We start from the raw sequence: 22,929 nt of genomic DNA, 5'->3' as shown, positions 1-22,929 counted from the left end.
CCCGACGCGCCTCCGCCCGACGAGGAGCCCCCGCCCGACCCGACGGCGGAGGAGCCGCCACCGGAGGAGGAGTCCCCGGTGCTGACGGCCTGCGCGCCGGAGCCCGCGGCGGACGCCTCCCTCTCCGAAGCCGAGCGCACCGCCCGGCATGACTACGCCTGCACCGGCATCGCGCTGGAGGGCACGCTGGTGTCCACGGCGGGCACGCCGGTCGTGGACGTCGTGGTGAAGGTGGGGGACGCGCAGGCGCGCACGGACAAGTCCGGCCACTTCCGCTTCCCCGTGCTGCCCCGCCACAACCGGTTGCTCACGGTGGACGCGGAGGGCTTCCGCCCGGCGGTGGTCGCGGTGGAGCTGCGCCGGAGCCTGACGGAGACGCGCGTGACGCTGCCTCCGGTGCGCCTGTCTCCGAAGGACGGCGTGCGGATGCTCTTCGCGGGCGACGTGTCCCTGGGCCGGCGCTTCCTGGATCCGGACGACACCACGCCGCGCAACCAGATGCCGAAGGACGACCCGGCGGCGCTCATCCGCGTGTCGGATCCGCTGCCGGGCACGAAGGCCGTCTTCACGCACGTGCGGCCCTACTTCCAGGCGGCGGACTTCCGCGCCGTGAACCTGGAGACGCCCGTCACCGACCATCCGTCCACGCCCCACGACCAGAAGGCCTACGCCTTCTTCACGCTGCCCGGCTCGCTGCCCGCGCTGCCGTGGCTGGGTGTGGACTACGTGAGCCTGGGCAACAACCACGTCTACGACTACCTGGCACCGGGCCTGAACGACACGCTCACGCACGTGGCCGCGACGGGCATGGCCTTCAGCGGCGCGGGCCAGAACGAGGACGCGGCCTTCGTCCCGGCGCGCGTGCCGCTGGCGGGCGCGAACTACAGCCTCGTCTCCATGTGCTCCATCACCGGCAGCGCGCATGAACAGCAGTACGTCGCGGGCCCCAACCAGGGCGGCGCGGCGGACGCGCGGAACATGACGCGGGTGTCCGCGCTGCTGGGCGCGGAGCGGGCGCAGGGGCGCGTGCCGGTGGCCGTGCTGCACACCGGCGTCGAGTACAGCGTCCGGCCCTCCACCCCGACGGCGCAGCGGATGCGCGACCTGGTGGACGCGGGCGCGGGGCTGGTCATCGCGCACCACCCGCACATCCCGCAGGGCTTCGCGCGCCATGAGGGCGTGCTGATGGCGCAGTCGCTGGGCAACTTCGCCTTCGACCAGGACCGCCTGGAGACGATGGTGGGCCTCATGGCGGAGGTGGAGGCCACGGGCGCGCACGTGGACCGCGCCCGCGCGGTGCCCGTCTACATCGAGGACTACCGCCCCCGGCCCGTCGCGGGCGACCTGGCGGAGAGCTTCCTGCGCAACCTGGCGGAGCTGTCCCGCGAAGGCGGCGTGGAGCTGGTGCCGCAGTCGTCCTGGGGCGAGCTGCTCCCGGAGGACCGGCACGCGGCGGTGCGCGAGCGCACGGTGGACGTACCGGTGACGGTGGACGCCAACGGCCGCGCCACGGTGGACCTCAGGCCCCTGCGCCACGCGGGCGAGTCCGTGGCGGTGGCCCAGCTCACGGGCGCGTCGGAAGGCACGGGCGTGAAGCTCAAGGCCGGGCGCGACGTGCTGCTGCACGGCGACTTCGAGGACCACGACGTGGACGACGACGCCAACGAGGCTCCGCGCTGGAGCGTGGGCCCGGGCGCGGGCTACGTGTGCCAGGACGGTCCGCACCGGGGCGCCGCGGCGCTCTGCCAGGGACGCGCGGCCAGCGACTCGCGCGGCGCGGCGGTGAGGCTGGTCAACCGCTTCCGTCCGCCGGGCTTCGCGGAAGGCCCGCCCAACCGCGACCTCACGGCGGTGGCGTGGCTGAAGGGGCAGGGCGGCGGCGCCTTCTCCGCGAAGGTGCAGTACGTGCCCGTGGAGTCCTACACCCTCTTCGGCGAGCAGACGCTGCTGCGCCACGACGGCGGCACCTACGACTGGACGCTGGTGGCGGAGGACCTGCACTTCCCCGCCGACCCGCCGAAGCCGGACCTGTGGAACGCGCCCTGGGCGTTGGACCTGACGCTCAACACCGCGCCCCCCAAGTCCGGCCAGGGCGTGACGGCGGTGGACGACCTGGCGCTGGTGGCCTGGGAGAAGCAGGCCACGGGCGGCACGCTGACCCAGGCGACGCCGCACGCGCGGGACTTCGTGCGGGTGGAGGCCCCGGCGGGCACGTACACGCTGCGCGTCACCTTCCGCGAGCACCGCGTGCCCTGAGCGTCATCCGAGCTTAAGGCCGAGCTTCAGGGGAACAGCAGCCGCGTCTTCCAGCCCGCGCCGTCACGCAGGTACAGGTTGCGCTCGTGCAGCCGGCTGGGGCGGCTGTGCCAGAACTCGATGCGGTCCGGCACCACGCGGAAGCCGCTCCAGTGCGGCGGCCGCTCCACCGGGCGGCCCTGGAAGCGCGCCTCCACCTCCGCCACGCGCTGCTCCAACAGCTCGCGCGAGGGCAGTTCCTCGCTCTGGAGGCTGGCCCACGCGCCAATCTGGCTGCCGCGCGCGCGGCTCTGGAAGTACGCGTCCGCCTCCGCGTCCGTCACCTGCTCCACCCGGCCCTCGATGCGCACCTGCTGCTCCAGGGGCTGCCAGTGGAAGCACAGCGCCGCGTACGGGTGCGCGGTGAGCTGACGCCCCTTGCGGCTGTGGAAGTTGGTGAAGAAGACGAAGCCCCGCGCATCGAAGTCCTTGAGCAGCACCACGCGTGAGCTGGGGCGGCCCTGGTCGTCCACGGTCGCCACGACCATGGCGTTGGGGTCCACGGGAATTGCGGCCTTCGCCTGGGCGAAGAGGTCCGCGAAGCGCTGGATGGGGTCGGGAGGAATGGTCGTCACGCGGCGCACCATAGGAAACACGGCTCCGGCGCGCACGTTCGCGGTTGACTCCCTGTCGGGACTCGCACGCAATGGCGGGACTCATGAAGATCCTCTTCATCGCCTCGGAGGTCACCCCCTTCTCGAAGACGGGGGGACTGGGCGACGTGGCCGGGGCCCTGCCCACGGCGCTCGCCGGCCTGGGGCACGACGTGAAGATCGTCACGCCCCGCTACCAGGACGTGCGCAACGCCGGACAGCTGTCGCCCACCGGGCAGTCCCTGGTGCTGCGCTTCCCCTTCGGTGAGACGGGCGGCCCCATCCTGTCCGCGCGCCTCTCCGAACGCCTGGAGGTCCTCTTCCTGGAGAACGAGGCCTTCTACGGAGGCCGCAAGGGCTTCTACGGCGACGTGAACGGCGAGTTCCAGGACAACCCCCGCCGCTTCGCCTACCTGTGCGTGGGCGCGCTCCAGGCCGCGCAGCGCCTGCGCTTCTTCCCGGACATCATCCACCTGCACGACTGGCAGACGGGGCTGGTCCCCGTGGCGCTGCGCCGCGGCTTCCAGGGCACGCCGCTCGCGAAGGCGAAGTGCGTCTTCACCATCCACAACCTGGCCTACCAGGGGCACTTCCCCAAGCGGACCATGGATGACCTGGGGCTGCCGTGGGACCTGTTCACCCCGGAGGGCGTGGAGTTCTACGACCAGGTCAACTTCCTCAAGGCGGGGCTCGTCTACTCCGAGGCGCTCACCACCGTGTCGCCCACCTACGCCCGCGAAATCCAGACGGCGGAGCAAGGCTACGGGCTGGATGGCCTGCTGCGCCGCCGCTCGCACGCGCTCACCGGCATCCTCAACGGCATCGACGCGCACGAGTGGAACCCCCGGACGGACTCCTTCCTGCCGGCGCGCTACGGCCCGGATAACATGACGGGCAAGGCCGTGTGCAAGCGCGCCCTGCTGGAGCGCTTCGGCCTGCCCACGGAGGGCAACGCGCCGGTGTTCGGCATCGTCAGCCGGCTGGCGTGGCAGAAGGGCGTGGACCTGCTCCTGGAGACGCTGCCCGCGGCGCTGCAGGCGGACCTCAAGTTCGTGGCGGTGGGCAACGGCGAGCCCGGCCTGGAGGACGGCCTGAGGGCGCTGCAGGCCCGCTTCCCGAAGCAGGTGGGCGTGCGCATCGGGTTCGACCCGGAGTTGTCACACCTGGTGGAGGCGGGGGCGGACTTCTTCCTCATGCCCAGCCGCTATGAGCCGTGCGGCCTGAACCAGATGTATTCACTGCGCTACGGCACGGTGCCCATCGTCCGGGCCACGGGCGGGCTGGTGGACACGGTGGAGGGGGGACTGGACGGCAACGGCATCCTCTTCGAGTCCTTCCACCGCTCGGCGCTCCTGGCCGCCATCCGCCGGGCGCTCTCCCTGTACGCGGACCCCGCACGGCTGGGGGACTTCCAGGTGCGGGGGATGGGGAAGGACTTCTCCTGGGCCGCGTCCGCCCGGAAGTACGAGGCCCTCTTCTCCTCCCTGGTAGCGGAATAGTGGGGCCCCTTCCGGATCCGCGCTAAACTTGCCGCGTGGCGGAAGCTCCGGACCTGGGTGGCTATGAAGTGGTCGGCCGGCTGGCGGTCGGCGGCATGGCCGAGGTGTATCAGGCGCGTGCCCGTGAGACGACCCAGCGCTCCCCCGGGGAGCCCGAGGAAGTCGTCATCAAGCGGCTGCACCCGTCCTTCCGCAACGACCCCGCGTATGTGAAGGCCTTCGTCGACGAGGCGAAGCTGACGGTGCGCCTGCGCAACGCGCACATCGTGCGGACGTTCCGGCTGTTCCGCGCCGGGCCGGACTACCTCATGGTGCAGGAGCTCGTGAGTGGCCGGACGCTGGGCTACATGCAGGAGCTGCTGATCAAGGCGGGCGCCGCGATGCCGCCGGAGTCCGCCTGCTACATCGCGTGGTGCATCCTCAAGGCGCTGGACTACATCCACCGCGCCAAGGTGGGGGAGAACGGCGCCACCATCGTCCACCGCGACGTGAACCCCGCCAACGTGCTGCTGGGCATCCAGGGCGACGTGAAGCTCACCGACTTCGGCGTGGCGGAGGTGGAGGGGATGATGCGCGGCGACTCCGGCGCGCTGCGCGGCACGCTGCCGTACATGAGCCCGGAGCAGGTGCTGGGGCAGGCGGTGGACGCCCGCACGGACCTGTACGCCGTGGGCGTCATCCTCTGGGAGCTGTGGGGCGGCCGCCGCCTCTTCACCGGGGAGAACGAAGCGCAGCTCATGCACCAGGTGCGTGACGCGCGCGTGCCGCTGTTGTCCTCGCTGGCGCCGGACCTGCCGGACTACGCGGCGCGGGTGGCGCGCAAGGCGCTGTTCGCGGACCGGGCCCGCCGCTTCCAGTCCGCGGCGGAGTTCATCAAGGCGCTGGAGGTGCTGGCGCGCCGCGCGGGCTGGCCCCTGACGGTGGAGGCGCTGCAGCCTCTGTTGGGCGGCTGATGCGCTCGCGCCGGGCGGTGCTCGGGCTGGGCGGTGCCCTCTGTCTGTCCGGCTGCCTGGGCGTGGTGCCCTTCCGCCCGCGCGCCTACGACGAGGCGGTGCGGGTGGAGGCGGTGGACGTGACCTTCACGCGGGACGGCTCCGGGGCGCTCACGCTGAAGCTCCAGGTGCGAAACCCGTCCTCGGACGCGGCCACGCTCACCCGCGTGGACTTCGACCTGCGCGTGGACGGACGGCGCGTGGCCACCGGCGAGCAGGTGCTGGGCGTGCCCCTGGATGGCCAGGGTGAGGTCCCCCTGGAGGTCCGCTTCCCGCTGGCCGTGGCGCGCGGTGGAAACCGTCCGGAGACGGGCTCGCACGCGGTGCGGCTGGAGGGGGGCGTGGTGCTGCGCTTCGGAGGCTCCGAGCGGCGCGCGCCCTTCCGGGACGCGCGCGCGCTGGACATCGCGTGGATGCCGGGCGGGGAGTCCAGCCCGGCGCCGTGAGGCGTCTCGAGGCGCCTTTTCAGCCCTTGGCGTCCGGAGCCGTGCCGGAGTCGGCTGGCGGGCGCGGCGGGCCCTGGCCGTCGTCCTTCGGCGCGGGGACGCCGTCGCGGGGCGCGCCGTCCGCGGTGCCGGGGGCGGCGCTCTTGAGGCGGGTCATCCGCACGCGGTCGATGCGGGCGCCCTCCTTGGTGGCCACGACGAACTGCCAGCCGTTGTAGGTGAAGCGCTCGCCCACGTCGGGCAGGTGGCCCGCGAGCGAGGACAGGTAGCCGCCCAGCGTGTCGAAGTCGCCCTCCGGCAGCGGGAAGCCGAAGAGCTTGGTGAACTGATCCACCTCCATGGCGGCGTCCACCAGCGAGCTGCCGTCGGCCATCTTCTCGACGAGCTTCTCCTCCACCTCGAACTCGTCGCCGATGTCGCCCACGATTTCGCGGAGGATGTCCTCCAGCGTGACGACGCCCATGAAGCCGCCGTACTCGTCGACGACCATGGCCATGTGGATCTTCCGCTTCTGCATGTCGCGCAGCAGGTCGCCCACGGGCTTCATCCACGGCACGAAGTGGGCGGGGCGGATGACGTCCTGCAGGACGATGAGCTCCGGGTGCTGGAGCAGCGGGATGAGGTCGCGCGCGTGCAGCACGCCGACGATGTGGTCCACGTCGTCCTTGTAGACGGGGATGCGCGAGTGGTTCTCCTCCGCCAGGATGCGCAGCACCTCCTCCGGCGGCGTGGTGACGTCCACGGAGATGACGTCCGTGCGGTTGACCATCACGTCGCGGCAGCGCTTGTCGGACAGCTCGAAGATGGAGCGGATGAGCTGCGGGGCGCTCTTGTCCACCTCGTTGCGCGCGGCCTGGGCGGCGAGCAGCTTCTCCAGCTCCTCCAGGGGCGGGGGCGGGGGCTCGAAGCGCAGGGTGCGCCCCATGGTGCGGGCGCCCAGGTTGAGCAGCCCCAGCATCAGGCGCATGGGCGGGTAGAGCACCGCCACCAGCAGGGACACCAGGCCGGACAGGCGCAGGGCCCAGCGCTCCGGGTTGCCGTTGGCCAGGCCGCGCAACGTCACCTCCATGAGGCTCGCCAGCACGCCCACGAAGAGGGCGCCCGCGCACACCGTGGCGACGGGCACCCAGGTGGCCTCGGCGTAGCGGCTGAAGTCCAGCATGCGCGGCGGGACGAAGGCGCCAATGGCGGCGGCGAGGAAGCCGGACAGCACCATGCCCAGGCGCAGGGCGGTGGCGGCGGGTTCGCGCTCGGTCTTGTGGCGGAGCACCCGGCGGGCGGCGGTGGTCTTGCCCTCCTCCGCGAGCTCCTGGGCGCGCAGGTCGGACGTCCCGTAGAGCGCGGACTCCGCGGCGGCGACCAGGGACCTCGTGAAACAGAGGGCCAGGCAGGCGACCCAGAGGGTCCAGGTAGGCATAGGGGGAGGTTCTTATCCCGTGCTAGAGGGTCGTACCACCCTGGCGGGAGGCACCATGCGGGGACGTCGGATGTACGTCATTGGCGGTCTGCTGGGCGTGTTGGCGGCGCCCTCGGCGGTCCTGGCCTGGCCGGTGGACCAGGCCCTGACGCTGGAGCCCGGCAAGGAGCGGTTCCAGAAGCTCACCGCGGTGGACTGGGCGGAGTCCGACGCCCCCTCCGTGGCGACGGCGGAGGCGCTCCCCCAGAGCGGCGAGCTGCTGCTGACGCCCCACGACGCCGGCATCGCGCGGGTGCTGCTGTACGCGGAGGGGCGCTTCGCGGTGTGGCGGGTGATGGTGGGGTCCATCGAGCTGCAGAACACCACCGCCGAGCTCGCGGCGGCGAAGAAGGCGTGCCCGGACCTGAAGGCGACCGAAGGTGTGGAGGCGAGCCTGACGGCGACGGTGAACGACACCGCGTGCCGTCTGGCGCTGCGCACGTTCCTCAAGACGCACGCGTACCTGGCGCCGCAGCTGGAGCTGACGTTCGCGGTGCCGCAGCTCCAGGCGCAGCTGGAGGACTTCGCGGCGGGGATGCCGCCGGGGCTGACGGTGCGCTACAGCGGCGCGGGGCTGGTGCTGTCGGGGAAGACGGACCGGGCCGGGCACCGCAAGGCGCTGTGGGAGCTGTTCAATCGCGCGGTGGGCCGCGTGCCGCTGGAGGACCGCACGGAGGTGGAGGCACCGCCGAAGCCGGAGGACTCCGCGACGCAGGAGGCTGTGGACGCGACGGTGTCGGACGTGCCGAGGGATGCCGGAGTGGCGCCGGCTCCGCCGCCAGTGAAGCGCAAGGCGCCGCCGAAGAAGCCGCGCTGAGCGTGGGCCGTGCCGGAGGGCTTCCGCTTGCGGTATGACCGTGGGTGGAGGTCCGACGGAATGACGAACGGAGTGATGCGCGCGGGGTTCGCGCTGGTGCTGGCGCTGACGGTGGGGCCAGGTGCCGCGTGGGCGCAGGACGATGACGGCTCGGCGGTGGTGGTGGACATGCCGGAGCCGGACCGGGGCTGCCCGGTGAAGCCGGAGTTCCTGCCGATGACGCCCATGGGGCAGGTGGGCATCGACCGGCTGGGCTGGCTGGTGCACCAGGCCATCATCCCGGCCTCGAAGGACAAGTTCTTCCAGGCGGGAGCGCGCAGCCGCTCCGGCGTGAAGCCGGTGCCCATGGACCAGGCGAAGAAGCTGGGCGCGCTGGACACCACGAAGGCGCCCATCTGGGTGTTCGGCAAGGAGAAGTCGAAGGCGTGCAAGGGGACGCCCATCGCGTACTGGGCGGTGCGGATGGGGACGGACGACGACCGCCAGACGTACCTGATGGCGGAGCTGGCGACGGAGTGCGAGGTGCTGCCGCCCGGGCGGCTTCCGGGCACGCCCATCGCGCTTCGTCAGAAGGACGAGCCCACGGGGTGCGTGCTGCGCCGGCCCAACCGGAGCCTGACGGGCAAGGAGATGGATGGCATTCCGCCGGACTACGCGGAGCACATCCCGCCGCAGGACTGCGCGGCGCCGGAGTGCGCGCGGCTGTGGGAGTACTTCGGCGTGACGGGCGACGAGGGCGAGGGCGCGTTCGACCTGACGGTGTCCTATCTGCACCGGAACGGCAGCAACCCGTGCAACTGGGCGACGGACGACCTGTCCATGTTGTTCGTGCGGACGCGGGAGAGCACGTCGCTGACGCCGCTGAAGCCGGGAGGCCAGCTCTTCGGAGGCCTCTGGGACTTCAACGGTCCGCGCTTCATCCTGAGCCGCGAGATGGGCGTGCTCTACGCGTACGACTACCAGAAGCTGAAGGCCGCGCCGAAGGCCGTGCGCTACGGAAGCCCCACGGAAGAGGACCTCATCCACGCGAAGCGCACGCTGTCGCCGTGCAAGAAGTAGCCGCGCTCCGATTTGCTTTTCTGGGCGAAATACTCCAGAGGCTACACAGTCGTCGGTAGAACCTTGTCCGCCTGAAGTCTGTGCTCCCCCAGGTGGATTCACGAACGCACTTGAAGTGCTTCGAGCAGCCCTTCTCAGGGCTGTGCCAGCCCGTGGGCTGTCGAGGGGAGCGTATTCATGCAGTGGCTTGGGTTGTTCCGCGTGCGCGCAAGAACCGCGCGCGCTTTGTCCGTGTTGTTCCTCATGGCCGTCATGGCTGGAGCGACGTCCGCCTCCGCCGCCCCATGCAGCGCGAACGACACGTCACCCCATACGTGCTCACAGGGGCTCTGTAAGGGCGTCGCGTACTGTGAAGGGACCCAGCTGGGCGAGTGCTTCCCCACGGGCGAATCGAGCGTGAGCTGCAGCGTCTGTGGCCGCACGGGCTACAAGACCTGCTCGGACTTCTCGGTGAACGCCGAGTCCTGCTCGGCCTACCGGAGCGAGCTCTGCAACGGCTGTGATGATGACGGTAACGGCCAGGTAGATGAGGGGCTGGCTCACCGGAGCGCCCTGCACGATGCCCAATGGCTGTTCGGGCGTCATCGCCTGTTCCGCCGCCGGTTCCATCTGTGTCCTGGCACCTGACAGCCGGAAGGCTTGCGGTACCTGTGGCACCGGAGGAAGCCAGGCCTGTCGGATGGACGGGTCGTTTGGCTCCTGCCAGCCCGCGACGGCGTCGCGGGAGCTGCCCTGCAATGACTGTGATGACGACCGCGATGGCGTTGGGGATGGGAGCGCCAGCACTCCGGAGACCTGTAACGGCCTGGATGACGACTGCGATGGTCGCATCGACGAGGGCTCCCAAGGCTGGGAAGGCGAGGTGTGCGGGCTGAGCTCGAACGCCTGTTGCGCCGCGACCTGTGCGTCGCTGGGGAAGAACTGCGGAAGCGTTTCAGACGGGTGCGGGGGAACGCTGAATTGCGGCTCCTGCCAGGGGGGGCAGGTCTGCGGCGGGGGAGGCGTGGCCAACGTCTGCGCGACCTGCTCCTCCGTTTCGAAGGAAACCGCCTGCGCGGGGAAGAACTGCGGAACAGTCGCGGATGGCTGCGGCGGCACGTACACCTGCGGGACCGGAACCTGTACCAGCCCCCAGACCTGTGGCGGCGGTGGTACTGCAAACGTGTGTGGCTGCAATCCCATCCCCCTGGCCACGGCGTGCGCGGGAAAGAACTGCGGCACGGTGCCCAATGGCTGTGGTGGCACGTACGCCTGCGGCACCTGCACCTCGCCGCAGACCTGCGGCGGTAGCGGAACCACCAACGTCTGCGGATGCACCCCCATCTCCCAGGCCACGGCTTGCGCGGGGAAGAACTGCGGCACGGTCAGCAATGGATGCGGAGGCACATACACCTGCGGCAGTGCCTGCTCGGGTTTCCTGAGTTGCGGAGGCGGCGGCACGCCCAACGTGTGTGGCTGCACGCCACGCCCGGCCTCCCAGGTCTGCGGTGAGCGCGAGTGCGGCAGTGTCGCCAATGGCTGTGGCGGACTGGTGACCTGCGGGACCTGTGTCTCGGGTTCGACCTGCAAGGCCGGTGTCTGCGAGACGAACGGTGGTGGCTTCAGCTCGATGGAGGGGGACAAGTAATGGACACGCAGCTCAGGAATGCACCACCGAACCGCTTCAAGCAGCTCCTCTCCACGTCGGTCCTGTCCCTCTATGTCGTGCAGTTGCTGGGAAGCTGCGGTCCTGTCCCGGCGCAGGACGACGCGCGCGCGTTGGCGAAAGCGTCAGCCCAGCTGAATGGGGCGACGAGCCTGACGTTGCCCGCGTCGACGGTCCTGCCCACCGAGACCGTGAATGGTGTCGCCACGGGGCTGACCGTGGGCCGCCTGGATGTCTCCCTGGACGGTGCGGCGACCTACGCCCTGCCCCTGTGGGTTCCTCCAGGGCGGGCTGGCATCCAGCCGTCGCTGACGCTGTCCTACAACAGCAGGGGCGGCAATGGCCTGCTGGGCATGGGCTGGGCGGTAAGCGGCTTCTCCCGCATCACCCGTTGCAATCCCTCGCTGGACGGTGCGGGGAAGCGACTGCCCATCCAGTTCACCCAGGCGGATGATCTCTGTCTGGACGGCGCGCGGCTGGTGCTCATCACCGGAACGGCGGGCGCCATCGGCGCGACGTACCGCACGGAGATCGACACCTTCTCGCAAGTGAAGGTCACCGACGCGGACGCGAACGGCCCGAAGCAGTTCGAGGTCCGCGCCCGCGACGGGCAGGTCCTCACTTACGGAGGTTACGGTGGGGCCGCGGAAGGCTCCGTGCTGGAGGGCTCGCGGGTGATTGTCACGCCCGTTCCCCCGTCAGAGGTCTCCGCGACGTACGACGGAGCCCCTCGCGTCCGGTATGCTTGGTCCGTCTCGAAGGTCGAGGACCGCAGCGGCAACTTCATGCGGGTGCTCTACACTCGCGCGGAGACGAATGCTGCCGTTGAGCAGATTCCCGCCGCCATTGAATACACAGGCTCAAGCAATGTTCCCCAACTCCAGCCACTCCGGCGTGTCACCTTCCATTACGAAGGGCGGCCGGACGCGGATGTCCATTATGTCTCGGGCCTGAAGCTGAGGTCGTCACAGCGGTTGCTCAGGATCTCCATGTCGGCCCCGGTGGATTCCCAGGGCCGTGGTGGGGGACTCGCTGGATGAGTTGATCACCGTCGACATGGACATGGATGGAAAGACCGACATCATCGGTTTGAACCGGACTCATTCCGGCCATTACACGGCGCCCTGTGACGGGCACTATCAACTCTACCTTTTCACGGGATCTGGCTTCGAAACGAAGTGGAATAACTACGAGGAACTGTACGACATCTGCAATGACTCGGTTCAGGACGTGCCAGTTCCCGTCATGCACGTCGCGGACCTGGACGGTGATGGTCGGCCAGACTTGCTGCGCTCGCGCCAGTCCGCCCCCTTGGCGAGCGTCGCGAACTGGAGCTATCGCCTCAACACCACCACCACTGGTGGGGTGACCTTCTCTGAGTCCACCCGCATCGGTGGAGACTTCGCGCGGACCTCTTTGGTCGGCGGCTATGCGACGGACATGGACGGCGATGGGGCCGTCGATGTGCTGTTGCGGCAGCCTGCTTCCATCTGGACGGTGGACAGCTTCGAGCAGTTCTATTCGGCGGTGGAGGTCTCTCCGACGCAGTGTCCCGGTGGGCCTGCAGGGACGTCGTGTCCGACGCCGACGACCGCGACCCTCGCGGCTCTGCCCTGGGACTACACCAGCACTGAGCGTCCCCAGGGCCCCTACCACCACCTGCAGCGGTGGTTCCTGGACGTCAACGGTGATGGCCTTCAGGATGTCGTGAGCATGGTGAAAGAGGCGAAGGTCGGCGGGGTGCGTACGCCTCGGGACCTCCTGCTCTCGCTGAACACGGGCGTGGGCTACCTGCCGCCCGAGCACCTCGATATCCCCTTGGGCGCAATGCCCAGTCCTGTCCAAGTCAACGAGGGGCGCTACATCGACAACGGGGTCCGCATCGTCGACTTCAACATGGATGGCAAGCAGGACCTCTTGTTGATGGACTCCTTCGTTGACGGGGACTATCCCAACTCCGTGGGCCGTTCAAATGTGACGGTCCTTGAGTCGACGGGCAGTGGCTTCGTGCCGCGGACGCTGACCAACGTCCCTGCGGGAATCACCACGGGCCGCGGCGGCCCTCCTGATCCCCTGTTCCATCCGGGATCGGGCTTTGGCTACCACCTGTCCCGCCTGCTGGATATCGACGGTGATGGGCTGACGGACCTGGTGCAAGCCGAGCCCACTGAGATTTCCAATGAATACCGTCTCCAAATTTATCGCCGCCAGGGAGGCCGACCTGACCTGATGAAGGCGGTAGTGGACGCCAATGGCAACCGGACGACGGTGATCTACAGGACGTTGACGGACTTCCGCTTCGGCACTGGACTCTATACGCCAGGGACGTGCACCTATCCCCAGTACTGTGTCACGTCGGCGCTGCCGGTGGTTGGAGTACTGCAGGCCCCGAATGGGCGGGGCGGGATCCGCTCCGTGCAGTTCAGCTACAAGGACAGCCGCTATTCGCTCCGAGAGCAGGGATGGCTGGGTTTCGCCTCCAGGACCACCTACGACTGGGACACCCTGCAGACGTCAACGGTGCTAATGGACAACGCGAGGCAGGCCGGCTCGCTCTATCCCTGGGCGCGCTTGCCATACCTGGAGACGTCTTCGATTCCCGCGTCCACCAGTGTGACCCTCTCGAGGCAGACCGCCCGGAGATGGGAGCTGCGGAACGCGCCGGAGAACCGGACGAAGTTCTTGTGTCCGACCCTCGGCTTCTCTGGCGAGTCCGACAACCAGCAGGGGCAGTTCCGGGACGTCGTCACAAACCGGGACTGTGATGCCTACGGCAACATCGTGAGCGAAGAGACCTTCATCTCGAACGATGCCCAGGACATGAACATGAACCCCCACCGCCACAAGGTGGCGGTGAGCTACTCGAACTACACGCCCACCTGGACGCTGGGCATGCCGCTATCCAGGACGGAAACGGACAGCATTGCTGCGGATGCGCGACACCCTTCGGGAGGCTTTGCCTCTCGCACCACGCGCTACAGTTACTGCACGCAGTACGACTACCAGGAGGAGGAGACGGAGCAATGCCCGTGGTCCAACCTACTGTACAAGGTTGTCGTCGAGCCGGATGCGACGGGACAGGCGGGCGCGGACGTCTGGCTGGCGACGACGGTGAGCCGGGATACGACAGGGCAGGTGACGTCCCAGACGCAGCGAGCTCGTCAGGGCGTCACCAAATCGTTCTCGACTCGCGAGTACGACCCGGTGGAACGCATCTTCCCGGTCGTGGACCAGGCCTTCTTGGGTGAAGACATTTCGACTCTGTCACATCGCACGGAGCGGCTGTATCACCCGGGCCTGGGGTTGCTGGCCATCCAGGAGGACGCCAATGGCGTGCGCGAGGAGTGGCGCTACGACGGGCTGGGCCGTCTGAGAAGGCGGAGCGCCCCTTACCGGGCGGGAAGCCAGGCGACCCCGTCCTCGGCGCACACGACCGTGAGCTATGGAAAGGAGCAGTCGCGAACGACCGTCACCGTGAAGCAGGACGGCGGTGGGGAACACGTCAGCCTCCTGGATGGCTTCGAGCGCCTCGTCGAGGAGCGCGAGCGGGCCTCGGACGGGAGCTGGAGTCACGCGACCCGCGAGTACGACGCGCTGGGGCGCCTGTGGAAGCAGTCCTTCCCCTATTCCGACCGGGAGACGCCCGCGGTCAATGTCTTCATCTATGACAAGGCGGGACGGCTGTCCCAACACGAGGTCGGCGGCACCATCAAGGAGGTGCGCACGTACGAAGGGCGCAATATCCGGCAGCGGAGCGGCGGGACGGAGCGGCGGCTCGTGGTGAATGCCCGCGGGCAGGTGGTGGAAAGCCAGGACTTCAAGACGGTGGGCGTCCCCCAGAGTGCCGTCAGCACTCGCCTGAGCTACGGCCCCTTCGGGGTGGTGGATTTCGTGGAGGATGCCAAGGGCAACCTCACCACGATGAATTACGACGTCCTGGGGCGCCGCACGCGGCTCGTGACGCCGGAGGCAGGTGCGTCCGAAACCCGCTACGACGTCCTGGGCGACGTCCGCGAGCAGACCGATTCCCTGGGCAACGTCACCACCTTCGCTCGTGACTTCCTGGGCCGGCCCGTGTCGGTGCAGACGCCGGAGGGCGTCACGCGCTTCGAATGGGACACCGCTCCCAACGGCGTGGGCGCCCTGGCCTGGGCCAGGTTCGGCCCTTCCGCTGTCTCGAGCCCGACGGACGTGGTGCTGACGTACGGCTACGACGCCCTGGGCCGTTCGCTGTGGGAGACCACGAGCGTGGATGGGGGCGCCAGCGCGTACCGAGTCGACCGGGGCTACGACGCCTACGGGCGCATGTCTGCGCTCATCTACCCGCAGGTCGACTCCCAACTGCGTCTGGGGATGACGCTGGAGTACAACAGCCACAACGGGCGGTTCAGCGGGGTCCGCAACACGGTGACGGGGCAGCTCTACTGGAGCGCCCTGGAGAGCAACGCCGCGGGCCAACTGACCCGGGAGCTCTTCGGCAACGGGGTTTCGTCCCTGAGCCGTTACGACAAGGAGGGGCAGCTCCGCTTCATCGAGTCGCAGGGCGGCCAGGGAACGCTCCAGCGGCTGGCCTATGCATGGACTCCCAGGGGACAGCTCCAGCTCCGGAATGACCTGCTGGCCAACGTCCAGGAGAGCTTCTCCTACGACGCGCTGAACCGGTTGACGACGTGGAACGTCAAGACGGCCTGCAATACCTCGACGACGAGCTTCGACTACGACGACATCGGCAATCTGTTGCTGCGCACCGTGGTCCAGCAAGGGGCGGACGCGTTCACTGAGCAGCAGGATTACCGGTATGGCGAAGCAGGGGCGGGCCCCAATGCGATGACCGGGATGGGCGGAGAGGTGTTCGGGTATGACTCCGTCGGCAATCAGCTCTCGTGGGCGGCGCCCAACGGGGACTACCGCCAGGTGACGTACACGTCGTTCAACCTGCCCAAGGACCTGGAGTCGGCGCAGGCCGGGCGGCTGGACTTCAAGTACGACGCCTTCCAGAAGCGGGTCTTGAAGCTGCGCAACAACGGCGACTCCACGCTCTACGTGTCAGGGCTCTACGAGAAGCGGCAGACGGCGGGCGTCGTCTCGCACGTCTTCCAGATTCCCGGAGCGGGTGGGCCGGTGGCCCAGGTGCAGTGGACGGCGGGAAGTGGCGGTTACAACGTCGAGACGCTCTATCTCCACGGTGACCACCTGGGTTCCATCGAGACCGTCTCGAACCAGGCGGGAGGCGTGGTCCAGCGGCGGAAGTATCAGCCCTTTGGCGCGCAGGCGAACCCCGCCAATCCGACGCAGCGAGTGCTGCCGACGACGGGCTCCATCCGCATGGGCTTCACGGGCCATGAGGACGACGCGGAGTCCTCGCTGGTGAACATGAAGGGACGGCTCTACGACCCGCGCGCCGGCCGCTTCCTGTCGGCGGACCCGTTCATCACCGCGCCGTTCTCCAGCCAGGGGTACAACCGTTACAGCTACGTCTTCAACAATCCCCTGTCGATGACGGACCCGTCCGGCTTCACCGCTGAAGGCATCTCAGGGTGCTACGGGTGCGGTGGGCAAGGCGTGGGGCTGGATTTGACCCGTCCAGCAATGGCCATCGCCAATTGGGTGGCGGATGTTGCTGTTCGTGCGTTCAATGCTGTCGTTGAAACATTCACTGGTATTTCGGATGTGAATGGTGCTGTGCAGAAAGCGGAGGACGTGAGCGACGGTGTTGGCCACGCCGTCTCCGGTATGGCGAACACAGCTTGGACGCATGAGGTCAACAAGTCCTTGCAGGACCGAACACTGTTTGCCGCCTATCCGATGCAATACATGGCTATGGAGCCTGTAGACGCTATGATGGGCGGTGGACTGGCAGGTTATTACCAGGATGGGGGGCTGGGCGCCGGGCGAGGAGCAGTCGATGCTGTCGTTCCGGTGTTCAGTGCGTGGACTGCCTTCTCGAACTCGTTGGATGATTTGTATTCCGGCAATTACCGAGGCGTTGGATTCAATGGCACCGTGGCCGCCATTGCGACAGCAGCGGTTATCGGGAACCTGATGGATGGGGGAGGAGTTGTCCTCGGGGAATTCAAGTTGGCGGCCAAGGGAGCTGGTCGAGTTCGCCAATTCGCGCATGGTGGTCCTGGGGCCGCGATTGATTCAATCTTGAGGGAGGGTGTGAATCCGGTTTCGGCGCACACGCATAGGCATCCTTCTGGTTCGTTTTTTACTCATGATTTGATCGAGCCAGCAGCTCTTGATGGAGCATCGCAATGGGCAGCGCTTCGCGGTGGGAAGGGTGGCAAGGTCGCCATTCTTGAAATGCCAGCTGAGGTTGTGGAGGCGCTAGAAAGGCAGGGACTTGTTCAGACAGGGCAGGTACCAGGCCTTCCATTCTTTCCAAGGGAGACAGTCTGGTATCCTGAAGCATTGCCATATATTAATAAGTATGGAAGTTGGCGAGTTGTTGATTGGGCGATTTGAGCCTAGGGGTGATGAATGGCGTTTATGGAAAACGTGTGGCCGGAAATTGAGGCTGTGCCTGGAGCGCCAGGATTGGTCGATCGGTCATGGTCCGTTGTTCTTGAGCGAGAGGCTCCGTCGATAGCTGCCATTGAAGGTCTGTTGAATCAGTTTGGCAGACAGGGTTCTCCAAGGGTCTCGAGGATGATGGGGAAGAAGATCGTTGTTGTGATTCGTTCTGCGCATCCGTCGGTAGGGGATCCGCTCGAGGTGATGACTTTGACGTCGAATGTTTTGCGAGCGATAGACGGCGAATGGGGCATTTCCGAGATACAGGGGCGGCCTGGGGCAACCTCCTTGTTGCTCGGTCGAAACAGAGGTTAGCGAGAGACGTGGGCGAGCATTGATAGAAGACCTCATGCAGATGAAGCGCACGCTGTCGCCGTGCAAGAAGTAGCCGCACTCAGGTTGTGAAGCCAAAGCCCCTGGACGCTGCTGTCCCCCTCCAGGGGCTTTTCGAGTGAAGCGGTCCAGAAAGGAGAGGTCCGCCATGCGTCTCTATCGTCCCGTAGGGCTTCAAGAGCTGCTGTTGATCTACCGGTCGGGCATGCGGCGTTTTCCGCCGCGTCTGCCGGAGCAGCCCATCTTCTACCCGGTGCTCAATGAGCCGTACGCCTGGCAGATCAGCCGCGACTGGAACGCCACCAGCCCCGAAGGCGCCGGCTACGTCACGGCGTTCGACGTGGACGACGCCTACGCGGCGTCATTCGAAGTCCAGCAAGTCGGCGCCCGCATGCACCAGGAACTCTGGGTCCCGGCCGAGGCCCTGGACGTGTTCAACAGTCACATCCAGGGACGGATCCGCGTGACCGCCGCGGACTTCGGTCCCAGCTTCGTGGGCCATGTGCCCACTGCGTTCTCGCTGCGCGGCCAGGACGCGCGGACACAGCTGGAGACCCTGATGGGAATCCTCGGGTACAACGGCATGGACTTCCACGGAGAGGTGACCGCGAACCATGAGGCCGTGTTCGCGCACTTCCCCTATTGGGAGCAGATCGCCACCGGGTCCCAGGTACTGGAGGCGATCCGCAAGGTGTGGAGAGAGGCCTTTCCGGAGATACCCCTGGGACTCCAGCCCGGTTAGTGCGCGCTGGACCCGTGATACGTCTTGCGCAGCTTCAGGTCCGGCACGTCCACCGTGCCGTCCTTGTTGTCCGTGCAGTACCAGAATGAACCGTGCGGTGCCTGGACCGCGCCCTTCGCCGTGCGCGTCAGTCCGTTGTAGACCGAGCCCGCGATGAGATAGCGGAACACCTGCGGCGCCGTCGCGCTCACCAATTCGTTGTTCTGCTGCATCTCCTTCCACACCACGCAGTACTGCTTCAGCGCCGCCCAGGCGCCCTTGGCGTAACGTGGGCTGCCCAGCATCCACACCTCCAGCTGGGGACACATCTCCGCTTCACCTTCGTCCGCCGCGCCGTAGTGCATCGCCTCGCAGACCTCGTCCGCGCGGCTGTCGTTGAGCGTCACGTCGCCCTGCGCCTGCCACCCCGCGAGCCGGGAGAACTGGAAGCGGCGGATCATCAGCGCGTCGTCCCGCGTCAGCGACGGCGCCATGAAGGACTTCGGCTCCGGCAGGGCGAACGCGCCGCCACCGTGCGGCCCCACGCCCGCGTCCAGCACGTAGCCGCCCCACGTGTACATGAGGAACAGCGACCACGCGTCCTTCACGAAGGCCCGGTACGACGGGGGCGTCCCATTCGCCAGGCCCCAGTCCAGGATGTCCTTCATCGCCGCGACGGCCCAGTCGTCCGTTTCCTGGTACCAGTAGTACCAGCGATACGCCTTCGTTCCCGCCGTCTTCAGGAACGCCTGCATGCCTCGCACGGTGACGTTCTTGTGCGCGGCGAAGTCCCGCTCGTACGTGGCGACCTGCGCGTCCAGACACCAGAAATAGATTTTGACGCTCTGGCCCGCACAGCGGGCCGCCAGGGCCTTGGCCCCGTTGATGTCTCGGTTGCGGTCCGCCGGAGGAGGGCCAATCCAGGTGTAGTGGACGTCCATCCCTGCAAGCCTACTCCGTCCACGGCCCCCGCCGCGTGGGCTCCTTCAACGCCTGGTCGAGCGCCGCGAGGAAGCGCTTTCGCGGCCAGGACTCCGCGCCGAAGCGCTCCAGGTGCTCCGTCTCCACCTGGCAGTCGATGAGCTGGAAGCCCCAGCCCTTGAAGCGCTCCACCGCCGTGGCGAACGCCACCTTCGACGCGTCCGGCGCCAGCGCGAACATGCTCTCCCCGAAGTACGCCGCGCCCAGCGACACGCCGTACAGCCCGCCCACCAGCACCTCGCCGTCCCACGCCTCCACCGAGTGCGCCAGCCCCAGCTCGTGCAGCCGGATGTACGCCTGCTTCATGGCGTCCGTAATCCACGTGCCGTCCTGCCCCGGCCGGTGCACGCGCGAGCACGCGTCGATGACCTTCGCGAACACGGTGTCGTAGCGCACCGTGTACGTGCCCCGGTTCATCACCTTGCGCAGCGAACGGCCCACGTGAATCTTGGCTGGCTCCAGCACGAAGCGTGGGTCGGGCGAGTGCCACAGGATGGGCTGCCCCTCGCTGTACCAGGGGAAGATGCCCTGCGCGTAGGCCGCCACCAACCGCTCCGGGCGCAGGTCGCCGCCCACCGCGAGCAGGCCGCTCTTGTCCGCCTTGGAGGGCGGGGGGAACAGCTCCGGCTCGTCGTCGCTCAGCAGGTAGATGGGCACGCGTACCCGCCAGTCTAGCGGGACACGTTGAGCTTCACGTCACCCTTCAGGACGAAGGGGACCTGCAGCAGGGGGCCCTTCACCTCGCCCTTCACGCTGTAGGGCAGGACACCCTTGGAGATGAGCCCCTTCACGCCCGGGCCCCAGGACTGCGCCGTCACGGCGATCTCCACCGGGTACACCCCCGTGGCGGACGGGTCCACCGTGTCCGCCTGGGCGGCCGTGCCCTCCTCCAGGGGGCGGTCCGCCACGGTGACCTGGTAGGTCAGCGAGTCCAGCCGCAGCGGGAACGGGTTCGGGTTGCGCACGCCCAGCCGCAGGTTGATCTGCACCTCCTCCGGCGAGTAGCGGGCCGCGTCCAGGCTCTCCACGATGACCTCCGGCAGGTGGGGCACGCGCACGGCGCGGCTGGCGGCGAAGGGCAGGCTGTCCTCGCTGTCGCCGGAGCGCACCACCAGCGTGCCGCGCAGCGCGATGAGCACCGTGCCGCCCTGGGCGCTCAGGCGGGCCAGGTCCTCCGGGCTCTTCACGTAGGCGGATTTCTCCTCGATGGAGAAGTCCGCGGGCGTGCCCGGGGCGAACGGCACCCCCAGCTTCGCGGAGCCCGTCTTCACCACCTGCCCGTCGGCGACGAGCTCGTAGTCGGCGCGCTCCACGACGCCGTTGGCGGTACCGGTGATTTGTCCGGTGTAGCGCACGGAGGCGTCGGTGAGCCCCTGGGAGACGACGGTGGTCTCCTGGGCCGTCAGGGTGGGGGGCCCGCCGGAGCGGACCGGGGCGGAGGCGCACCCGGAGGAAAGAGCGAACAGCGCGGACACCAGGGCCATCAGGCAGGTCGAGCGATTCACGGAGGACATTCTGGGGAGGACAGGGGCTGGTCCCAAGGGGTTTTCCGCTAGACTGTCCACCAACCGTGGCTCCCCGACGTCCCAACTTCAACCGGACCCTGCGCTCCCTCATCCGGGACATCGCCGCGCGCATGCCCGAGTTCAGCCACGTGAAGGTGGGCCGCGTCCTCGTCGTCGCCGGTGAGGCCCGCCGGGCGTCGCGCGGCACGGTGAAGCCCCTGTGCTTCAAGGGGGGCAAGAGCATCGACAAGGCGGGGCGGCGCAAGCCGGTGGTGCGCATCCGGGGCCGCCGCATCCTGTACTGCATCACGCTGCGCCCGCTCTTCTTCCGGGGCTCCACCGCCAAGTCGCGGCTGGAGACGCTGATGCACGAGCTCTTCCACATCTCGCTGCGCTTCGACGGCACGCTGCACGCGGGCCGCCGCCACGCGAAGCTGGGCGCGGAGTTCGGGCGGCGCTTGCGGCCCCTGGTGCGGCGCTACCTGAAGCTGTGCCCGGAGGCGCTGCTCGCGGACCTGGCGTATTCCGGCGAGGTGCGGGTGCTCCAGTGGCTGGAGCGTCCGGGCCCGGCGTACCACCCGCGCGCGTCGCACCGCCGGGTGCGCAAGGTCTACACGGAGGATCAGCTCTACTCCGGCGTGGCCCGCATGGTGACGCCGCGTCCCCGAGTGGCCCGCGAGGCCCACGTGCGCGACGACAAGGTGCACTGAAGGGCTTTCGATGTCCGGCCCCACCGACTTCGTCAGCCTGGGTGCGCTCCACCGCGACCTGGAAGAGCTGTTCCTCCAGCACCAGGAAGCGCTGATGGGCATGGACCTGCCCGCCGCGCGTGAACGGCTGGCGAGGTATCGCGAGGAGCTGACGCGCCACCTGGAGGCGGAGGAGGCGCTGCTGCTGCCGGAGCTGCCCCGGGCCGGAAGGATTCGAGGCGCCGCGCCGGAGCTCTTCACCGGCGAGCACCAGCGCATGCGGGAGCTGCTCGCGAAGTGCCAGGACGCCGTGGACGCGCTGGACGCGAGCGCCCCGGACTACCGCCGCGCGGTGCTGCGCGTGTTCGACATGGAGAGCACGTTCAAGCACCTGGAGCACCACCACTCACTGCGCGAGGAGACGTACCTGTTCCCCGCGCTGGATGGGGTGCTGGGAGAGGAGGAGCGGCGGGCCCTGCTGGCCGCGTTCCTCGAGCGGACGGCCCCTACTTCTCCGAAGGCGTGAACCGGGCGAGGTCGTGGACGCCAAGCGCGCGCTCCAGCTGCTCCACCTCCTTGAGTGCGTTCTCGAAACCGTCGTTCCCCAGCAGCCGGTGCTCCTGTTCCTCGAAGCGCTCGCCGAGCTCCTTGAACTGCTTCTCATCGAAGAGGTTGCGGAACGCGGGGAACAGGACCGTGTCCTCGCGCGCGGCGTGCGGCCGGTACATGCGGGTGAATTGCGTGAGCTGCCGTGCGGTCGCGGCCCTGGGCTGGGGTTGCGTGAGAGCGTCGCGGCCCGAGGTCGCCGCGAGCATGGACGCGGTGAGCCTGCGTCCTGCGGCGTGTTGCTCGAGCAGCACCTGAACGAGCTCCTTCTGCTGGCCCGCCTTCACCAGCCGGGGGAACACCTCCGTCTCCTCCGTCTTCTCGTGGTAGCCCTCGCCAAAGCGTTGCATGAGCCGAGCGGCCTGGGCGAGCACCTCCGCGGGAGCCTTCTCTTCAGGACTGCCGAGGCGACGCGCGAACTCGTCGTACACCAGGAGCGTGCGGCGGATGATGCCGTGCTCGCGCATCAGGTCCTCGGTGGCATTCACCTCCGCGGGCTTTGACTTGGGCGTCGCGGCAACGGCATTGCTTGCCGTGCCTCCAACGCCCAGCAAGACGACAGCGGACAGGAAGCCGCGACGGCTGGACGCCTCATTCATGGCCATGCTCCTTGAGCGAGCGTGTCGGGGCTCATGAGGTCTCGGCCGCTCACGGTGAACCTACGATCCACGGCGCAGCCGCGTTGACTCAATCGGACCTCGATCGCGGACGTCGACCGATATCCAGCAGTCCTCGACCCTGTCTCTTATAAACATCTGACGCTGCCGACGATGAGG

Annotated in this window: 18 protein-coding genes; 11 read left to right on the top strand and 7 right to left on the bottom strand. The window is 68.2% G+C overall.

Annotated elements, in window-relative coordinates; translation table 11 throughout:
• Positions 1 to 2,256, top strand: a 2,256-nt coding sequence (locus D7W79_RS17005) for a CapA family protein (protein ID WP_120526430.1), incomplete at its 5' end; no start/stop codon positions are given.
• 26 nt (positions 2,257 to 2,282) lie between these two features.
• Here D7W79_RS17005 and pdxH read toward each other — a convergent pair.
• Positions 2,283 to 2,882, bottom strand: a complete 600-nt coding sequence (gene pdxH / locus D7W79_RS17000) for a pyridoxamine 5'-phosphate oxidase (protein ID WP_120526429.1) — start codon at positions 2,880 to 2,882, stop codon at positions 2,283 to 2,285.
• 71 nt (positions 2,883 to 2,953) lie between these two features.
• Here pdxH and glgA point away from each other — a divergent pair, with 71 nt between their 5' ends.
• Genes glgA through D7W79_RS16985 form a run of 3 tightly spaced genes read left to right on the top strand, consistent with a single transcriptional unit; the run spans position 2,954 to position 5,825 of the window.
• The gene (gene glgA / locus D7W79_RS16995; RefSeq protein ID WP_120526431.1) at positions 2,954 to 4,387 is read left to right on the top strand and encodes a glycogen synthase GlgA; all 1,434 of its coding nucleotides are present in this window, start codon (positions 2,954 to 2,956) and stop codon (positions 4,385 to 4,387) included.
• 35 nt (positions 4,388 to 4,422) lie between these two features.
• Positions 4,423 to 5,340 (top strand): serine/threonine protein kinase, encoded by a 918-nt coding sequence (locus D7W79_RS16990; RefSeq protein WP_120526428.1) that lies wholly within the window; start codon positions 4,423 to 4,425, stop codon positions 5,338 to 5,340.
• The gene (locus D7W79_RS16985) at positions 5,340 to 5,825 is read left to right on the top strand and encodes an LEA/WHy family protein (protein ID WP_120526427.1); all 486 of its coding nucleotides are present in this window, start codon (positions 5,340 to 5,342) and stop codon (positions 5,823 to 5,825) included. Before D7W79_RS16990 ends, D7W79_RS16985 begins: the two co-directional genes overlap by 1 nt.
• Positions 5,826 to 5,844: 19 nt before the next feature.
• On the opposite strand, the gene D7W79_RS16980 is transcribed toward D7W79_RS16985, so the two are convergent.
• A complete protein-coding gene (locus D7W79_RS16980) occupies positions 5,845 to 7,242 on the bottom strand; it encodes a hemolysin family protein (RefSeq protein ID WP_120526426.1) in 1,398 nt (465 codons plus the stop codon).
• Positions 7,243 to 7,297: 55 nt separating this feature from the next.
• Between D7W79_RS16980 and D7W79_RS16975 the strand changes: the two genes are divergently transcribed.
• Complete coding sequence (locus tag D7W79_RS16975; protein WP_120526425.1) at positions 7,298 to 8,098, top strand: hypothetical protein; 801 nt, start codon at positions 7,298 to 7,300, stop codon at positions 8,096 to 8,098.
• A gap of 60 nt (positions 8,099 to 8,158) precedes the next feature.
• Entirely contained in the window at positions 8,159 to 9,157 is a 999-nt protein-coding gene (locus tag D7W79_RS16970; protein WP_120526424.1) for a hypothetical protein, read from the top strand.
• A gap of 318 nt (positions 9,158 to 9,475) precedes the next feature.
• Here the strand turns inward: D7W79_RS16970 and D7W79_RS43240 are convergent, their stop codons facing one another.
• On the bottom strand, positions 9,476 to 10,780 hold the full coding sequence (locus D7W79_RS43240) for a hypothetical protein (RefSeq protein ID WP_147441948.1): 1,305 nt from the start codon (positions 10,778 to 10,780) through the stop codon (positions 9,476 to 9,478).
• A gap of 3 nt (positions 10,781 to 10,783) precedes the next feature.
• On the opposite strand from D7W79_RS43240, the gene D7W79_RS16960 reads away from it, so the two are divergent.
• The 3 genes from D7W79_RS16960 (at position 10,784) to D7W79_RS16950 (ending at position 18,393) form a co-directional block, all read left to right on the top strand.
• Complete coding sequence (locus D7W79_RS16960; RefSeq protein ID WP_120526422.1) at positions 10,784 to 11,842, top strand: SpvB/TcaC N-terminal domain-containing protein; 1,059 nt, start codon at positions 10,784 to 10,786, stop codon at positions 11,840 to 11,842.
• On the top strand, positions 11,820 to 17,270 hold the full coding sequence (locus D7W79_RS16955) for an RHS repeat-associated core domain-containing protein (RefSeq protein WP_120526421.1): 5,451 nt from the start codon (positions 11,820 to 11,822) through the stop codon (positions 17,268 to 17,270). The genes D7W79_RS16960 and D7W79_RS16955 overlap by 23 nt, the downstream gene beginning before the upstream one ends.
• Positions 17,271 to 17,799: 529 nt before the next feature.
• Entirely contained in the window at positions 17,800 to 18,393 is a 594-nt protein-coding gene (locus tag D7W79_RS16950; RefSeq protein ID WP_120526420.1) for a hypothetical protein, read from the top strand.
• Here D7W79_RS16950 and D7W79_RS16945 read toward each other — a convergent pair.
• From D7W79_RS16945 to D7W79_RS16935, 3 genes are read right to left on the bottom strand one after another with little or no spacing between them, the layout of a single operon-like run.
• On the bottom strand, positions 18,390 to 19,313 hold the full coding sequence (locus tag D7W79_RS16945) for a hypothetical protein (protein ID WP_120526419.1): 924 nt from the start codon (positions 19,311 to 19,313) through the stop codon (positions 18,390 to 18,392). The two genes, D7W79_RS16950 and D7W79_RS16945, sit on opposite strands and share 4 nt — an antisense overlap.
• Before the next feature lie 10 nt (positions 19,314 to 19,323).
• Positions 19,324 to 20,010 (bottom strand): leucyl/phenylalanyl-tRNA--protein transferase, encoded by a 687-nt coding sequence (gene aat, locus D7W79_RS16940; RefSeq protein WP_120526418.1) that lies wholly within the window; start codon positions 20,008 to 20,010, stop codon positions 19,324 to 19,326.
• Between the two features lie 14 nt (positions 20,011 to 20,024).
• The gene (locus D7W79_RS16935; RefSeq protein WP_208729758.1) at positions 20,025 to 20,867 is read right to left on the bottom strand and encodes an LEA/WHy family protein; all 843 of its coding nucleotides are present in this window, start codon (positions 20,865 to 20,867) and stop codon (positions 20,025 to 20,027) included.
• 56 nt (positions 20,868 to 20,923) lie between these two features.
• Here D7W79_RS16935 and D7W79_RS16930 point away from each other — a divergent pair, with 56 nt between their 5' ends.
• Both D7W79_RS16930 and D7W79_RS16925 read left to right on the top strand, forming a co-directional pair.
• Positions 20,924 to 21,568, top strand: coding sequence for a hypothetical protein (locus D7W79_RS16930; protein WP_120526416.1), 645 nt, complete (start codon positions 20,924 to 20,926; stop codon positions 21,566 to 21,568).
• A gap of 10 nt (positions 21,569 to 21,578) precedes the next feature.
• Positions 21,579 to 22,073, top strand: a complete 495-nt coding sequence (locus D7W79_RS16925) for a hemerythrin domain-containing protein (protein WP_120526415.1) — start codon at positions 21,579 to 21,581, stop codon at positions 22,071 to 22,073.
• Here the strand turns inward: D7W79_RS16925 and D7W79_RS16920 are convergent.
• Positions 22,054 to 22,752, bottom strand: coding sequence for a hemerythrin domain-containing protein (locus D7W79_RS16920; protein ID WP_158616982.1), 699 nt, complete (start codon positions 22,750 to 22,752; stop codon positions 22,054 to 22,056). The genes D7W79_RS16925 and D7W79_RS16920 overlap by 20 nt on opposite strands.
• Positions 22,753 to 22,929: the final 177 nt, after the last annotated feature.

Source organism: Corallococcus exercitus (assembly GCF_003611585.1).
Taxonomy (GTDB): domain Bacteria; phylum Myxococcota; class Myxococcia; order Myxococcales; family Myxococcaceae; genus Corallococcus; species Corallococcus exercitus.
Note: the sequence above shows the minus strand (reverse complement) of the source record. Positions and strands in the feature narration are given on the sequence as shown.

What these genes read in the sequence shown, in the direction of transcription:
- pdxH (WP_120526429.1), bottom strand. Translation starts at nt 2,882, where the DNA reads ATGGTGCGCCGCGTGACGACCATTCCTCCCGACCCCATCCAGCGCTTC.
- glgA (WP_120526431.1), top strand. Translation starts at nt 2,954, where the DNA reads ATGAAGATCCTCTTCATCGCCTCGGAGGTCACCCCCTTCTCGAAGACG.
- D7W79_RS16985 (WP_120526427.1), top strand. Translation starts at nt 5,340, where the DNA reads ATGCGCTCGCGCCGGGCGGTGCTCGGGCTGGGCGGTGCCCTCTGTCTG.
- D7W79_RS16980 (WP_120526426.1), bottom strand. Translation starts at nt 7,242, where the DNA reads ATGCCTACCTGGACCCTCTGGGTCGCCTGCCTGGCCCTCTGTTTCACG.
- D7W79_RS16975 (WP_120526425.1), top strand. Translation starts at nt 7,298, where the DNA reads ATGCGGGGACGTCGGATGTACGTCATTGGCGGTCTGCTGGGCGTGTTG.
- D7W79_RS16970 (WP_120526424.1), top strand. Translation starts at nt 8,159, where the DNA reads ATGACGAACGGAGTGATGCGCGCGGGGTTCGCGCTGGTGCTGGCGCTG.
- D7W79_RS16960 (WP_120526422.1), top strand. Translation starts at nt 10,784, where the DNA reads ATGGACACGCAGCTCAGGAATGCACCACCGAACCGCTTCAAGCAGCTC.
- D7W79_RS16950 (WP_120526420.1), top strand. Translation starts at nt 17,800, where the DNA reads ATGCGTCTCTATCGTCCCGTAGGGCTTCAAGAGCTGCTGTTGATCTAC.
- D7W79_RS16945 (WP_120526419.1), bottom strand. Translation starts at nt 19,313, where the DNA reads ATGGACGTCCACTACACCTGGATTGGCCCTCCTCCGGCGGACCGCAAC.
- D7W79_RS16935 (WP_208729758.1), bottom strand. Translation starts at nt 20,867, where the DNA reads ATGTCCTCCGTGAATCGCTCGACCTGCCTGATGGCCCTGGTGTCCGCG.
- D7W79_RS16925 (WP_120526415.1), top strand. Translation starts at nt 21,579, where the DNA reads ATGTCCGGCCCCACCGACTTCGTCAGCCTGGGTGCGCTCCACCGCGAC.
- D7W79_RS16920 (WP_158616982.1), bottom strand. Translation starts at nt 22,752, where the DNA reads ATGAATGAGGCGTCCAGCCGTCGCGGCTTCCTGTCCGCTGTCGTCTTG.